The organism is Achromobacter sp. RT286_PF, assembly GCF_059760425.1.
The window spans coordinates 70,507-84,205 of sequence record NZ_JCBAMR010000019.1; the positions used below are offsets into that span (position 1 = coordinate 70,507).

12 protein-coding genes, 1 tRNA gene and 1 pseudogene are annotated in these 13,699 nt (G+C 59.8%); 8 read left to right on the forward strand and 6 right to left on the reverse strand.

Features of this window, described 5'->3' with window-relative positions; all coding sequences use genetic code 11:
• Nucleotides 1-91: 91 nt before the first annotated feature.
• Both AC6LJY_RS16375 and AC6LJY_RS16380 read left to right on the forward strand, forming a co-directional pair.
• Nucleotides 92-2,536: a fimbria/pilus outer membrane usher protein gene (locus AC6LJY_RS16375; protein WP_498136356.1), complete on the forward strand. Its 2,445-nt coding sequence runs from the start codon at nucleotides 92-94 to the stop codon at nucleotides 2,534-2,536.
• 193 nt (nucleotides 2,537-2,729) lie between these two features.
• Nucleotides 2,730-3,182, forward strand: coding sequence for a DUF1120 domain-containing protein (locus AC6LJY_RS16380; RefSeq protein ID WP_498136357.1), 453 nt, complete (start codon nucleotides 2,730-2,732; stop codon nucleotides 3,180-3,182).
• 38 nt (nucleotides 3,183-3,220) lie between these two features.
• On the opposite strand, the gene AC6LJY_RS16385 is transcribed toward AC6LJY_RS16380, so the two are convergent.
• Complete coding sequence (locus AC6LJY_RS16385; RefSeq protein ID WP_498136358.1) at nucleotides 3,221-3,925, reverse strand: response regulator transcription factor; 705 nt, start codon at nucleotides 3,923-3,925, stop codon at nucleotides 3,221-3,223.
• Between the two features lie 180 nt (nucleotides 3,926-4,105).
• On the opposite strand from AC6LJY_RS16385, the gene AC6LJY_RS16390 reads away from it, so the two are divergent.
• From AC6LJY_RS16390 to AC6LJY_RS16415, 6 genes are all read left to right on the forward strand, one after another.
• Complete coding sequence (locus tag AC6LJY_RS16390; protein ID WP_314360709.1) at nucleotides 4,106-4,825, forward strand: DUF1120 domain-containing protein; 720 nt, start codon at nucleotides 4,106-4,108, stop codon at nucleotides 4,823-4,825.
• A gap of 181 nt (nucleotides 4,826-5,006) precedes the next feature.
• The gene (locus AC6LJY_RS16395; protein ID WP_498136359.1) at nucleotides 5,007-5,708 is read left to right on the forward strand and encodes a DUF1120 domain-containing protein; all 702 of its coding nucleotides are present in this window, start codon (nucleotides 5,007-5,009) and stop codon (nucleotides 5,706-5,708) included.
• A gap of 33 nt (nucleotides 5,709-5,741) precedes the next feature.
• On the forward strand, nucleotides 5,742-6,458 hold the full coding sequence (locus AC6LJY_RS16400) for a DUF1120 domain-containing protein (protein ID WP_498136360.1): 717 nt from the start codon (nucleotides 5,742-5,744) through the stop codon (nucleotides 6,456-6,458).
• A gap of 934 nt (nucleotides 6,459-7,392) precedes the next feature.
• On the forward strand, nucleotides 7,393-8,586 hold the full coding sequence (locus AC6LJY_RS16405) for a GmrSD restriction endonuclease domain-containing protein (protein WP_319307742.1): 1,194 nt from the start codon (nucleotides 7,393-7,395) through the stop codon (nucleotides 8,584-8,586).
• A 4-nt stretch (nucleotides 8,587-8,590) separates the two neighbouring features.
• A complete protein-coding gene (locus AC6LJY_RS16410; RefSeq protein ID WP_485802006.1) occupies nucleotides 8,591-9,370 on the forward strand; it encodes a HEPN domain-containing protein in 780 nt (259 codons plus the stop codon).
• Nucleotides 9,371-9,601: 231 nt separating this feature from the next.
• Nucleotides 9,602-9,889, forward strand: coding sequence for a hypothetical protein (locus AC6LJY_RS16415; RefSeq protein ID WP_498136361.1), 288 nt, complete (start codon nucleotides 9,602-9,604; stop codon nucleotides 9,887-9,889).
• 248 nt (nucleotides 9,890-10,137) lie between these two features.
• Here the strand turns inward: AC6LJY_RS16415 and AC6LJY_RS16420 are convergent.
• The 5 genes and pseudogenes from AC6LJY_RS16420 to AC6LJY_RS16440 all read right to left on the reverse strand — a co-directional run.
• A pseudogene (locus AC6LJY_RS16420) lies at nucleotides 10,138-10,275 on the reverse strand (terminase large subunit domain-containing protein); the annotation flags it as partial.
• Nucleotides 10,269-10,472 (reverse strand): Arm DNA-binding domain-containing protein, encoded by a 204-nt coding sequence (locus AC6LJY_RS16425; protein WP_104145160.1) that lies wholly within the window; start codon nucleotides 10,470-10,472, stop codon nucleotides 10,269-10,271. The pseudogene AC6LJY_RS16420 and the gene AC6LJY_RS16425, both read right to left, overlap by 7 nt.
• Before the next feature lie 189 nt (nucleotides 10,473-10,661).
• Nucleotides 10,662-10,752: transfer RNA gene (locus tag AC6LJY_RS16430), tRNA-Ser, on the reverse strand.
• A gap of 136 nt (nucleotides 10,753-10,888) precedes the next feature.
• Nucleotides 10,889-12,442: a SpoVR family protein gene (locus AC6LJY_RS16435; protein ID WP_046806119.1), complete on the reverse strand. Its 1,554-nt coding sequence runs from the start codon at nucleotides 12,440-12,442 to the stop codon at nucleotides 10,889-10,891.
• Entirely contained in the window at nucleotides 12,439-13,698 is a 1,260-nt protein-coding gene (locus AC6LJY_RS16440) for a YeaH/YhbH family protein (protein WP_046806118.1), read from the reverse strand. The genes AC6LJY_RS16435 and AC6LJY_RS16440 overlap by 4 nt, the downstream gene beginning before the upstream one ends.
• Between the last annotated feature and the right edge of the window lies 1 nt (nucleotide 13,699).

The window sequence follows — 13,699 nt, forward strand, 5'->3', positions numbered from 1 at the left end:
CATCGTGCCCCCACGGGGCATCAACCCGCTTGGCCTTGCTCGCCAGACTCAATGACCGGGGTCTGGCGGGCGTTGCGCGCCAGGCTCACTCATGGTTTTCATGTTCTGCAACCGCTTACGCAATGCTCGCGGTGGCGCCTTCGTCGCCGCAAGCCTCCTGCTGTGCCTGCACCGGGCTGCCATCGCGCAATCCGGTACGGGCGGGTTCGACCTTGAAACCCTGAAAACGCGCGGCTTGAATCCGGCCATCGCATCGCACTTCAAGAACGGACCGCAATTCCTGCCGGGGCAGCACACCGTGCACCTGAGCGTCAACGGGCGCGGCGTCGGGCGTGCCTTGGCCACATTCGATGCCGGCGGCAAGCTCTGCCTGACGCCGGAATTGCTGACCTTGGCCGAACTGAAGGTGTCCGAAGCGCAAGGCGGCGACTCTCACGCCTGTCCGGACTCATTTCTTCAAGCCTGGCCCACTACGACCATCGCGCTACAGCCCGAGCGCATGACCGTGGACATCGTCGCGCCCCCGGGCGCAATAAATCGATCACACACCGCCACGATCTATCAATCCGGCGGCCGCGCAGCCATCCTGAACTACGACGTGCTTTCCAGCCAGACACGCCATATCGGCGGAAGGTCGAACTATCTGCAGGCTTATACCGAACTGGGCCTGAACGTGAACGACTGGATCCTGCGCAGCAACAGCAGCTATTCCAATAGCGGTGGGAAGTCGACGTGGAACCACGTAGATGCTTACGCGCAACGCACGTTTTCCACGTGGCACACCACCTTTCAGGCGGGGCAAATCAATCTGCGCGGCTCGCTGTTTGCCGGCGTTCCCGTCAACGGCATGCAGCTGTTTCCGGAAACCGCACTACAAAGCAACGATCGCGCAGGCCCCCCCATTAGCGGCATCGCCCACACGCAGGCGCGCGTCGAAGTTCGGCAGAACGGTATTTCACTAGCCTCCGCCATCGTGCCTCCCGGCCCGTTCACCATGACCGATGTACTGCCCCGGTCGTTGACGCAAGATCTTGAGGTCGTCGTTCACGAAGCCTCGGGCGAAGAGCGCGTGTTTTACGTGCCGGCGGCGGCGTTGCAGGTGGATCGCGTTGGCGCAGCCACCGGATTCACCGGCGGCCTGGGCATGCTGCGGCAACCGGACTCGGCAGGTGGCGACTCCCGGCCGGTCGTGGCGGCGGAATACGGCATCGCATTGGGCAGGCGCGCCAACGTCGCGGCCGGCTTGTTGTTGACGCAGGACTATCGCTCGGTCGGCGCCCGCACGGATCTGGCTCTGCCCGGCAACATCCAGACCGGCGTACAGAGCACTTTTTCGCAAAATTCCCATACGGGGCGCAGCGGCGCCCAGCACATCATTTCCGTCGCGGCGCAAGTTCTACCGGGCGTGTCCTCGAACCTGTCGCTGCTGCGTCGCACGGATGGCTACAGCGAAGTGCTGGACTACGCCAACAGGCCGGTGAACGGTACACAGTGGTACCCGAACCTTCGCGAAGACCGCATCAAGCAGCAGATCAGCGCGGGATTGGGCTGGAGCGGATCCAAGCTGGGCGGCTTCAGCATGAACGTCAGCGAATCCCAAAGCACGCGCGGCCATTTGTCGCGGCGCGGCATTTTCAGTTGGGGCAAGAGCTTCGGTCGGGCCAACGTGTCGCTGTCATTCGAGCGTGACATGGGTTCCAGCCACCGCAACCAGGGCGACCTGATGTACCTGAATGTGAGCTTGCCCTTGGGCAAGCAAAGCGTCAGCGCGTCGATGCAACGGCAAGACAACGGCATGAGCTACGGCGTCAATACCGGCGGCGCCATCAGCGAGCAAAGCAGCTATACCCTGGCGGCCAGTTCCGGCTCGCACGGCCAGACGAGTTATTCCGGCTCGGTCGGTGTCAATTCAGCCTATACACAACTGAACCTGGCGGCTAGCAGCTTCAAGGGCGGATACAGCCATTCCGCGCGCGTTCGCGGCGGGCTGGTCGGCCACGCACATGGCTTGAGCTTTTCGCCCTACCGCGTGCAGGACACGTTCGCCATCGCGTCCGTTGGCGGCCTGTCGGGCGTGCGCCTGAGCACGCCGGCCGGCAACGTGTGGACCGACCCCTGGGGCCGGGCCGTCATCCCGTCGCTGTCGGCCTACCGTAACGGGCAGATCCAGGTCGCCACGGCATCGCTCGCGCGCAATGTGGACTTGATCAACGGACGCTACAGCCTGGATCCGGCGCGCGGGTCGGTGTCGGCGGTGGACTTCACGGTAGTCAAGGTGCGCCGCGCGCTTGTGACCGCCGCCTACGCTGACGGCACGCCGGTACCCAAGGGCGCAGCCGTGCTGGATGCCAACGGCGTGTTCGTCACGCTGGTGGGCAGCGGCGGCCAGATATTCCTGCCCGACATGCTGGCGGGCGCCACGCCGTTCAGCGTGGCGCCATCGGAAGAGGCATCGTGCACGCTCGAATTCGACATCGCCGATACGCCGGACCTGAACGCCTTGTACGAACGTGCCAATGCGACATGCACCCCGTAAAAGACCGCAGCCTTGCCTATGGCAAAAGGACCCCATGACTCTCGCCCACACTCGTCTCATTCGATCGTGTCGGCTCGCGCTGGCGCTGGCAACGATGCTGGCGACCGGTGCCTGGACCCCGTCTGCCACGGCGCAAGCGCCTCCCCCACCGTCCATGACGCGCGCAGCAGCCGCAGCGCCGACAGCGGGCTGCATGGTGTCATTCGGCCAAGCCGTTGTCGACTACGGCAGCTTCACGGCTGGGCAGCTAAGTCTGGATGGCAATCAGCGCTACCGGCTTGAGCCGCGTGTGGTGCCCCTGACCGTCAGCTGCCCTACCGCGCGCCCCATCGCACTGCGCCTGAATGCCGCCCCCGGACATCTCGGCGCCGCCAAGTTCGCAGGCAGCGGTGCTTTGCACGTCACGCTCAGCCACGTCCGGATTGACGGCGACGAAACTCGTGTCATCAACCCCGACGCGCTCCAGGGTGCTCAGCCCCGCATCGCCCTGCGGCCCGGAGACATCGTGATGCTGGAGAACGGCCGCGCCGGACGCAGTCTTACCGCCCAGATCGCGTTGAACCCGGAAGTAAGCGATGCCGACATACGCGTCGCGGACCAGACGGAATGGTCGGCGACCTTACAGCTTGAATTGGTGGATCGATAGCAGGGGCCGTTCGCCGTCCATGGCGGTGAGCGTTGGGCTTACAAAAGCCCGCACAGCTTGAACAAGCCGTTGTCCGTGGTGACGCCCAGTTTTCGATAGGCCGTGCCTTTTTGCGCACTGATGGTTTTGGGGCTGCGGCCAAACTTGATCGCAATGTCGGAAATGGTCATGCCCGCGAGCAAGCAGCGAATCACCTCACGTTCGCGACCCGACAACGATGCGCCATCCAGCAGGCCGCTCGTCGATGCGGACAAGCTCGTGTCATCCGAAGGCGTGGCGCCCGCCAAGGGCTCGATCTGTTCGGTGCTTGCGCCAGACAGCAGATACGTCATCTGGGGATCGCAGTAGATGCCGCCCGCCGCCACCTTGCGCAGCGCCAGCACGATTTCCTCTTCGCGTCCGCCCTTGCCCACAAAGCCGTGCGCACCGGAACGCAAGGCCAACGCAACGGTTGCGGGGTCGTAGAGCGCGGAAAACACCAAGATGCGCGCGTCGGGAAACTTGATGCGCAGCATCTTGATCAGCGAAATGCCGTCGACCTCGGCCGGGCCGAGCGAATAGTCGATCAAAAGCACGTCGACCGGCTGGGCCGCAAGCGCCCGAATCATGTCGCGACTGGTCTCGAACTCACCGATGACAAAAATGTCCCGGTTCTGCGAGAGGTAGGCAGACATGCCAGCCCGCACTACCGGATGATCATCCAGGATTGCGATGCGCAACGGATAGAAATGGGAGGCTGACAATATGGAATTCCCCGGTAGAGCCCAGATTTTCCACTGATTCTCGTTGAGCGAAAAACCAACGTGGACAAATAGTAACGCAGCCGTTTACGCAACTGTAATGAAGATTAGGCTCATGCCTATATCCTAAAAGGCATCCGTCTCCTAGAGTGATTCCTTTGTCCCACCAGAAATTGGATAGTCATGAATCACTCGGTACGCCCTCTGCCCGCCCTGCGTGGCCTTCTCGCCGCAAGCTTTTTGATCGCCGCCTCGGCTCAAGCTGCTCCCACCGCGGACCTGACAATCATCGGTCGCATCACCCCGCCTTCGTGCAACCTTGAACTGGCTGGTGGGGGAATACTGAACTTCGGTGAGCACGCATTCAACTCGCTCGCTCACGACGGTACCAAACTGGAATCCAAGACCATCGGCCTGAACATCACCTGCAACGGCAAGACGCGCGTGGGCCTGCACGTTGTAGACAACCGCGCCAGCAGCAAAGTTCTGAAAGCCTCGTTGAACGTCAATGCGTGGGGCTCAAACAGCTCCACCATCGGCGACCCGTTCATCTTCGGCCTTGGCTCCGTTGCCGGCGCCGACGACACGCAGATTCCTATCGGCGGCTACATGTTCGGCTTCAAGGAAGGCGACGTCCAAGCCGACGACACCAAGGCCACCGTCCTCTACAGCGCGGACAAGCGCACGTGGTCCTCCGAGGCCATTCAGCGGCAATTCATCAGCCCCAATAACACCTATGCGTTCTTCCTGGGTTCGCCGGGCACCGGCGCCACGCCGGCTGCGGTCGCTTCGGTAACCGGCTCGCTTACCGTCACCCCGACGATCAACCGCGCTGCCGCTCTGCCGACCAGCACTGCCATTGACCTGAATGGCAGCGCCACGATCTCGCTGGTCTACCTGTAAGCCCATTGCGTAGGGCGCGCTGTGGCGCCCTGTCGCAATCGAACAAGCCCTTAAAACAAGCGCGGCGTCCGGCTGTGCGGCCTTCAACGGCCGCACAGCGCCGCTGCCATTGCATAACGCCAGGGCCAGCTCGCTCGCTGTCTTCCGTGGACGGCATTTGTTCACATCAGGAACGTTCATCATGAAAAACCAATTCTTCGTCGGCGTGGCCTTTGCCACGCTGGCTGCCGCATCGCATGCTGCGGGCAATAGTGACCTCAATGTGACGGGCAAGCTCATGCCGCCGGCATGCAATGCTCATTTCGGCGGCAACGCAACGCTGGACTTTGACGTCATCGCGTTCAACGCCTTGGACAACAATGGCACGAACCTGGGCAGCAAAGACACCGCCCTGCAAATCAACTGCGGCGGACCCACCCGCGTCAGCGTTGTCGCGCTGGATAACCGCGCAGGCTCGGGCATCACGATCCAGGAAGCTCCCAACCTGAACTGGCCGTACCAAAACCCCGAAAACGGCAACAAGTATTCCTGGGGCCTGGGCTTTGCGGACGGCCAAAAAATCAAGACCGGCGCCTTGATCGGACTGATCACCCCCGCTACCACCACGGTCGATGGCGTGCTGCTGACCACGGCCGGTGCGCAGAAGGTCCTTGCACGCCCCACGGGCAGCAGTAGCTGGTCGTTGGCGTCGTCGCATTACTCCCTGAACCTCAGCCCTGACCTCGAATACTCGTTCGGCCCGATTGGCGGCCCCGCCGTACCGATCACGAACGCGCAATTGACAATGGGGCTCACGCCCATGATTGCCCAACCGGCGACCTTGCCGTCCGCGAACGAAATTCCGTTGGATGGGTCGATCACGTTCACTTTGCGTTACCTGTGAATACGTTCCAGTGGCATACGCACGATCGTGACCATGTTTGCTGACAGGATGACAACCGCGCCACGTCTTTTCGCCTGCTTGGCCCTGGCCGCTGCAAGCAGCACGCATGCCGCGACCGGCCAAGCGAACCTGGTCATCGCCGGTCAACTCACTCCGCCAGCTTGCAACCTGGGGTTTGGCGGGGGGGGTGCCATCGATTTCGGGACGTTGCAGTTTCAAAGCCTGAACCACAACGGCACGTTGCTGCCCGAAGAACGCCCCCGCTTGGAAATCGTTTGTGGCGGCCCGACGCGCGTCGCGTTCACGGTCCATGAAAACCGTCCGGACAGTGCTATCACGCATCAGGAAGCCAGCGCCGCCGGCATGCCCTGGCCTTATCAAAACCCGGTGAACGGCGCACCCCATGCTTGGGGGCTGGGCCGTATCGATGATGTCAAGATCGGCGCCGTCGTGCTGCTGGTGCGCCCCCAGGCCACTGTTGTTGATGGCGTCCCGCCCTTCCTGAGCACGTCCATGGTTCTTTCCCGTCCCAGCGGCAGCACAAGCTGGCCGGTTCAATCAGCCATGGACACCATCAACGTCAATCCGACCGACGAGTACTCGTTCGGCAAAGACGCCTCCGCCATGCCCATCACAACCGCGTCCGTCAGTTTGGCCGTGACACCTGTGCTGAACAGAACCGCGGCTTTGCCGACGTCCAAGGAAATCCAGCTTGATGGTTCGGTGACGTTCACGTTGCGCTACCTGTAGCCGCACAGCCGCCCGCAATACAAAAAGGCCCCCGACTTCATCGAAGGCGAGGGCCTTATGTATTTCATGCGCACCGATCGGATCGGTACAACGTGAAGGGCAATTGCCTTGCCATCAGTATTCTTGGCGGACAGAGGGTCACCCGGACAACTGGCCAAACACGTCGTAATTGCTAGATCTGGCCAGTTCGACAAACGAAAAGTACCCTCAAACATACCCTAAGCCGGATGTGAATCCCATTGCGGGATCCGATGCCATGCCACGTCTTCCAGCCATCGCCGGGGGATTGCCATCAAATCCCCCGCGACCTGGTGCACCCGTGCTTGGCCAGCGCGCCGCCGGCGGCCCGCGCTCCGATGTGGCCACGCCCAAGACCTGCCGGAGCGTATGCAGATCTGGTCAAGACCAGCGGCATCAACACTTGCTCAGAAGAGACACGCGAACCCGAAACCAGCCAAAAAATGGCGCTGCCAAAAATCCCGGGAGGGGCTGAGCAAAACCTAACCTTCGTAACCATACCTAGCGAAATGGCCGGAGAGCCTTTATTCATGCGGGTGTCCGAGCATTCGCAAAACCTAACCTTTTTCTAACCAAAGCCTAACCCGGTTAGGTTTCTGTACCCTAACTTTATAAAAAACAGATATCTAAATAGATCAATAACTTACAGCGGAGTTAGGTTCTAGGTTAGGTCAGGTTAGATCTTAAACCTAACCAATATTTCCTTATAAAATCAATGCCTTAGGCATTATTTTAAGGTGAGGTTAGGAAGGTTAGGTTTTCCCAGCCCCTCCCCAAATCTGCGCAGAGTTTGACCGACGGCGCAAGCGCAGAACATTGGTCGCCGTGCTACAACCCGCAACAGACCAAGTGATCGGGAACCGGCATTCCTCGTCCTTTACTACACAATTTCTGCAGCCAAAATTTGGAGTTCACAATGTCGATAGAAGTCGTAATGGGAGACGCGGATCAGGAGTCCGATGCGGTACAGCCAGAGCAAGGGCAGGAGCACGTGGAACCCGATGAGTTCTTTGCAAAGAATGCCTTCCGAATCATCTATCAGACAAACAATTTTTTTCTGCCCCAACTCCGCGATCTTATCGACAGGGGAGAGGTGCTGAATCTACGTCCCGAGTATCAGCGCCGGCTGCGCTGGACCCCCGTTCAAAAATCGCGCCTTATTGAATCCCTGTTGCTGAACATTCCGGTCCCCCCCGTATTTCTGTATGAAAGCGAAGCAGCGCGGTACGAGGTTATGGATGGACAACAACGCCTCAACGCAGTACGGGAGTTCCTGGCAGGCGAATTCGCGCTTACCGCGCTAACGGTGCTCAAGCCGCTCAACGGGCTTCGCTATTCCAAGTGTCCGCCGCGCATCAAACGGGCATTAGACCGCGCGAGCCTTTCAGCGATAGTGTTGCTTTTGGAAAGCGGGCCGGATAAAAGTGCCGGCCAATTGAGCTTTACGGACATACGTCGCATCATTTTTGATCGACTGAACACCGGGGGCACAAAGCTGAATCCCCAGGAAATACGTAATGCGCTCAACCCGGGCAACTTTAACCAAGTCATCATTGAGCTGACTCGATACGACCTGTTCGCCGATGTCTTTGACATTCCGCGCTACTCAGAAAGCGACCCAGGCCAGTACTACGAAAACCAGAGCCGACAAAAAAACCAACTATTTGCCACGATGGGAGATTGCCAGCTGATTCTCCGCTACTTCGCCCTCAAGGAAGAAGACAACATCCGTGGATCGATGAAGGCAATGTTGGATCGAGCGATGCAAGCCCAAATTTCTGCGGAAGAAGTGGAACCGTTCAAACGCGAATTTCAAGAGCGGTTCTCGTTCTTGTACGAACTGTTTGAGGGCAAGCCATTCCTGTTGCCTGCAGACGGCAAGGGTCGTACACGAGTGTCCGCAGCTATGTACGATTCATCGATGGTCGCTATAAATAATTTGTGGAATCGTCGCAGCGAAATCACGGCAGATGCGGTAGAGGTTCGTCGCCGACTCAGCGATGCGCTCGGCGCCAGTGAGCAACAAGCCATTCTTACGGGCCAAGGGAACACTGCGAAGGCCGTAAAAGAGCGTATAGCACTCATGACTAACATATTCATAAAAGGGTGATCGCGTGGTGACCGAATTTCAACTTATCGTCGAAGAGTTTACCGACGATTTAGAAGCGATAAGATTGGTCGTCAACGCCTTCAGCGAACCGGATAAGGCGCCGAAAGCCAGAGTTGCAGCCGCCAATTCAGCAACGCTCTTATTGGCAGCCACGTTCGAAGAGTTCATTCGTGAAATGGCTCGCGAGTACGCTCGTTCAGTCGTCACAAAGGTCAATTCCGTTAGCAAATTACCAGCCAAACTTATTGCCACTGCGTGGAAGCGTACGATGGATGGGCTTGCCAAAATTCGTCTAGACGCTGCCGCAGCGGCGGCAGGGAGCGAACAGGTATTCGGAACCGCGCAGGCCCGTTTCAGCGTCATTTACGAATTCTGCAAGGGAGACCTCACCCAAGACATCTATCGCGAGTTAATTCACAACGAAAACAACATGCGCCCGAGCGAGCTGAATGGTCTTTTTAGTGTGAGCGGACTATCGGATGTATGCCGAAAATTAGCCGATAAGCAGAAAATTCTGGAGCACTTTGGCGAGGTCGAACCGGGAAAGGCTCATGGGCAAGTGCTCACCGAAATGGAGAGCTTCTTTGAAAGGCGTAATGGTATTGCGCACGCCCTTAATCCTGGTCAGTCAACGGGTCCCGATCAAATATTGAACGACATCATGTTTTTGGAGTGCTTCGGACACGCACTCGGCGCCACTTTAGATCTGGAAACGACAAAAGCCGAAGCCGCGGTGCCGGTCCCAATGGCGCCAGAGCCGCAAGCACTTGCCCCGCAATCGTAGGACCGTAAGCGCAACCGTCGATATGCATCCGTAGTGCGTCGGTTTGCGTCACCTGCCGAGGCGCGCGAGCTGCCCGCAGAGGCGCGCCGACGGTGACGCCTGAGGGTGGTGACGCACGGCTGAGTCTTTTCTCGCACATTTAGCGCGCAGGCGCGGCGGGAGGAGAACTGCGCGCCAGACCTCGCAACGACCGACATACTGTACGCTCATACAGTAGTTAAGAGGCACCCTATGGACGCGTTCGACCGAAACCCTCCCGCGCCCCTGCATGCGGCCCGCATACGCGAGCTGTACGCGCGAAACCCCACCGCCGAGGCCTGTGCCCTAGCCTGGGAAATCTGGCGCCTTCAGCGCGTCATCGTGGCCCTGGACGCGGGCATGAAGAGCGCCGGCGGCCTGCGACACCGCCAGGACATCATCGACCGTGTTGCGGAGCTTCGGCGGTATGTCGCCGGTGAACCGTGCCTAAACGAGCCGCTGGCCATCAAGCCAGGGGCCAGACGCGGCGAGCGCGAATAACGCCCGGCACAGACAAAAAAAGCCCCGCATCTGCGGGGCTTTTGGTGGAAGGGGTGATCGCCTTAGACGCGCGCCGAACGGTCGCCCGTGTCGCCCTCGGTCTGGACTCCAACAACGTAGGGCCTGAACCTCATGACGGGCATACCAAGCCACTCGTTTAACTCGGACAACCTAGCCTGGAGCGGCTCAATTTCATTGCGTGCGAACACCTGAGCGGCGGGCATCACGGCCCCAAAGCCGCTGGTGTTGTACTGCTTTAATACATGCGCCCGCGCTTTCGACGCGGACACGAAGATCTGATTGCGCCCAGCGGCGATGGCATCAAGCAACGCCTCGCGCGCGAAGTACCACGTGGCCCCAATCTGGCGGCTATTCAGGATCATCCGATACACTGATCCGCATTGCGATTCACGCCCAGAGCCATCGTCCGGTCTTTGCCCGCGTGCCGGTAGTTGCAGCGGTAGCGCGTACCGTCGGGTTTGACGAGGATATATAAGCCGCCGCCGTCGGCCATCTTGTAGGGCTTTTCCCGACCCTTGGCGGCGCGGATTGCGGTGTCTGTCAGCTTGGCGAGCGTGGCCATATCTCCCCTATGAAAAACGGGTACTTTTTTCGGGTTTTGGCCTCTGGGGGCCGCGATACCCGCGAAAGTACCCGATTTATGAGGTTGCTTCTAGTGGTGCTTACTGGGCAAACCCGGGCAAGAAAAAACCCGCACAGCTAAGGCTGGTGCGGGTTTCAAGGCATTGCTCGGCAATACCGGTACAAATCTTGGCGGACAGAGGGGGATTCGAACCCCCGATACGCTTTTGACGTATACACGCTTTCCAGGCGTGCGCCTTCAACCGCTCGGCCACCTGTCCTAATCGACACTTTTCGGCAGCCAAAAAGACGCTGCGAAAATTGCGAATCCGCGATTCTAGCAGGTTTCGAAGTAGCGAGGCAAGCCAGGGAAAAAGCGGGGACGCACCACAGGTTCGCCGTGGTGCGTCCCGGCCCTTAGTGCGCGGCGGGCGGTTCCTGTTCGCGGTATGAGCTGACGGTGCCGTCCGGCTCGGTCTCTTCAAGGCGGACCTTGAAGCCCCACAAGCGCGCCAGATGCTTCATCACCTGCTCGGCGTCATCCCCGGCCAAGGGGCGGCCACGGCTTTTCAAATGCCGCAGCACCAAGGAACGGTCCGAATCGCGATTGAAGCGAACCACCTGGATATCGGGCACCTGGTTGTCGCGATTGTGCTGCGCGGCCAACAGCCGGCGGATGTCGCGATAGCCTTCGTCGTTGTGGATGGCAGCCACTTCCAGCTTCGGGTTAGCTTGATGATCCGAGATGGCAAAGAAGCGGAACTCCCGGATCAGGCGCGGCGACAGGTATTGCGAAATGAAGGACTCGTCCTTGAAGTTGCGCATGGCGAAGTCCAACGTTTTTTGCCAGTCGCCGCCCGCGATGTCAGGGAACCACCGGCGGTCCTCGTCGGTAGGGGCTTCGCAGATGCGGCGGATGTCCGTCATCATGGCAAAGCCCAGCGCGTACGGGTTGATGCCGCCATAACCGCGCTCATCAAAGCCGCGCTGGCTGACCACGTTGGTATGGCTTTGCAGAAACTCCATCATGAAGCCGTCGTTGACCAGTCCTTTTTCATGCAAGCGGTTCAGGATCGTGTAGTGCCAGAACGTGGCCCACCCTTCGTTCATGACCTTGGTCTGCGTCTGCGGGTAGAAGTACTGGGCGATCTTGCGCACGATACGCACCAGCTCTTTCTGCCACGGCGCCAGCTTGGGCGAGTACTTCTCAATGAAGTACAGCAAGTTCTCTTCGGGCTCGGGGGGGAACGCGGGCGTTTCCGTGCGCGTGTCCTTGTCCGTTTCCAAGCGAGGCAAGGTGCGCCACAGGTCGTTGTATTGCAGCCGCGCATGTTCCTTGCGCTCGGCTTGGCGCGCGGCCTCTTCCTTCAGCGACATGGGCGCCGGACGCTTGTAGCGATCAACCCCGTGGTGGGACAGCGCGTGGCAGGAATCCAGCAGCGCCTCGACGGCGTCAATGCCGTAGCGGTCTTCACACGACATCACATACTTGCGCGCGAACACCAGATAGTCCAGCACGCCATCGGCGTCGGTCCATTGCCGGAACAGGTAATTGCCCTTGAAGAACGAGTTGTGACCGTAGCAGGCGTGCGCAATCACCAGCGCCTGCATCGTCATGGAGTTTTCTTCCATGAGGTACGAGATGCAGGGGTTGGAGTTGATGACGATTTCGTAAGCCAGGCCCTGCATGCCGCGCCGATAGTATTGCTCGTTGCGGATGAATTCCTTGCCGTACGACCAGTGCGGATAGCCGATGGGCAGGCCGGCCGACGCATAGGCGTCCAGCATTTGTTCCGAGGTAATCACCTCGATCTGGTTCGGATACGTATCCAGGCCGTACTCGGCCGCGACCTTGGAAATCGCGTCGTCATAGGACTGGATCAGTTCGAACGTCCATTCGGAACCTTGGGAAATCGGCCGAGCCCCGCCGGCCGATTTCGGCTCCACGAGAGCACCCACGATGGCATTCATGCGGTTTCCTTCTTGAACAGGTCATGGAACACGGGAAAGATTTCGCCGCGATCGCAGATGCGCCGCATAACGAAATGCGGCTCCAGCTTCTGTTCATACTCGGCCCACAGGCTGCTCTTGCGAGCCTCTTGCGAGTCGGGAATTTCGATATAGGCGAAATACCGTGTCGACGGCAGCAAGTGTTCCGCCAGGAAGCGCGCGCTTTTACCGGCGTCGGCGCCAAACGAATCGCCGTCACTGGCTTGCGCCGCGTACACGTTCCACGCCGAAGGCGGATAGCGCTTTTCCAGAATTTCGCGCATCAGTTCCAATGCCGACAACACAATGGTGCCGCCGCTCTTGGGGTCGTAGAAGAAGGTCTGCTCATCGACTTCCTCGGCGTTGTCGGTGTGGCGGATGAAAACCAGGTCCACGTGTTCGTACTTGCGCGACAGGAACAGATACAGCAGCGTGAAGAAGCGCTTGGCCAGGTCCTTCTTGCCTTCGTCCATGGAACCGGACACGTCCATCAGGCAGAACATGACCGCGCGCGCCATCGGGATGGCCACGGACACGCGATTGCGGTAGCGCAGGTCAAGGTCATCAAGGAACGGCACACGGGCGAGGCGCTCGCGGCAATCTTCGACGTCCTGCTCCAGCGTGCGGATCGTCGCGGCGGGCGCACCCGCCGCGCGTGCATCGGCCAAGGCCTTTTCCGCGTCTTCGAGGTCGGCACGGGCCTTTACGTTCAGTGAAACCCGACGGGCCAGCGATGACTTGAGCGTACGGCTGATGCTCAACATGCTGGGCGAACCGGTCGTGGTGTAGCCCGCGCGCTGCCACTTCTTTTGGCTGACTTCGCCCAACTGGTTGCGCGCCAGATGCGGCAGTTCCAGGTCCTCGAAGAACAGATTCAGAAACTCGGCCCGTGACAGGCTGAAGGTGAATTGGTCGACCGATTCCCCTTCGCCCGGCTCGGATCCGCCCTCGCCTTGGCCTCCCTGCGGCCGGTCGATGGTGTCACCCTTGGCAAACTCGCGATTGCCAGGGTGGACCATTTCGCGGTCACCGCCCGATCCGTGCCGGAAAGTCGGCTCGGAAATATCCCGGGCGGGCAGGTTGATCTCTCCGCCTTGATCCATATCCTGAATGGAGCGGTCACGGATCATCCCGTGAACCGCCTTGCGGATCTGGTCCTTGTAGCGCCGCAAAAAACGCTCGCGGTTGACGGCGCTTTTATTGCGCCCGTTAAGACGGCGATCGATCAGTGAATTCATG

What these genes read in the sequence shown, in the direction of transcription:
- AC6LJY_RS16375 (WP_498136356.1), top strand. Translation starts at nt 92, where the DNA reads ATGGTTTTCATGTTCTGCAACCGCTTACGCAATGCTCGCGGTGGCGCC.
- AC6LJY_RS16380 (WP_498136357.1), top strand. Translation starts at nt 2,730, where the DNA reads ATGGTGTCATTCGGCCAAGCCGTTGTCGACTACGGCAGCTTCACGGCT.
- AC6LJY_RS16390 (WP_314360709.1), top strand. Translation starts at nt 4,106, where the DNA reads ATGAATCACTCGGTACGCCCTCTGCCCGCCCTGCGTGGCCTTCTCGCC.
- AC6LJY_RS16395 (WP_498136359.1), top strand. Translation starts at nt 5,007, where the DNA reads ATGAAAAACCAATTCTTCGTCGGCGTGGCCTTTGCCACGCTGGCTGCC.
- AC6LJY_RS16400 (WP_498136360.1), top strand. Translation starts at nt 5,742, where the DNA reads ATGTTTGCTGACAGGATGACAACCGCGCCACGTCTTTTCGCCTGCTTG.
- AC6LJY_RS16405 (WP_319307742.1), top strand. Translation starts at nt 7,393, where the DNA reads ATGTCGATAGAAGTCGTAATGGGAGACGCGGATCAGGAGTCCGATGCG.
- AC6LJY_RS16415 (WP_498136361.1), top strand. Translation starts at nt 9,602, where the DNA reads ATGGACGCGTTCGACCGAAACCCTCCCGCGCCCCTGCATGCGGCCCGC.
- AC6LJY_RS16425 (WP_104145160.1), bottom strand. Translation starts at nt 10,472, where the DNA reads ATGGCCACGCTCGCCAAGCTGACAGACACCGCAATCCGCGCCGCCAAG.
- AC6LJY_RS16435 (WP_046806119.1), bottom strand. Translation starts at nt 12,442, where the DNA reads ATGAATGCCATCGTGGGTGCTCTCGTGGAGCCGAAATCGGCCGGCGGG.
- AC6LJY_RS16440 (WP_046806118.1), bottom strand. Translation starts at nt 13,698, where the DNA reads ATGAATTCACTGATCGATCGCCGTCTTAACGGGCGCAATAAAAGCGCC.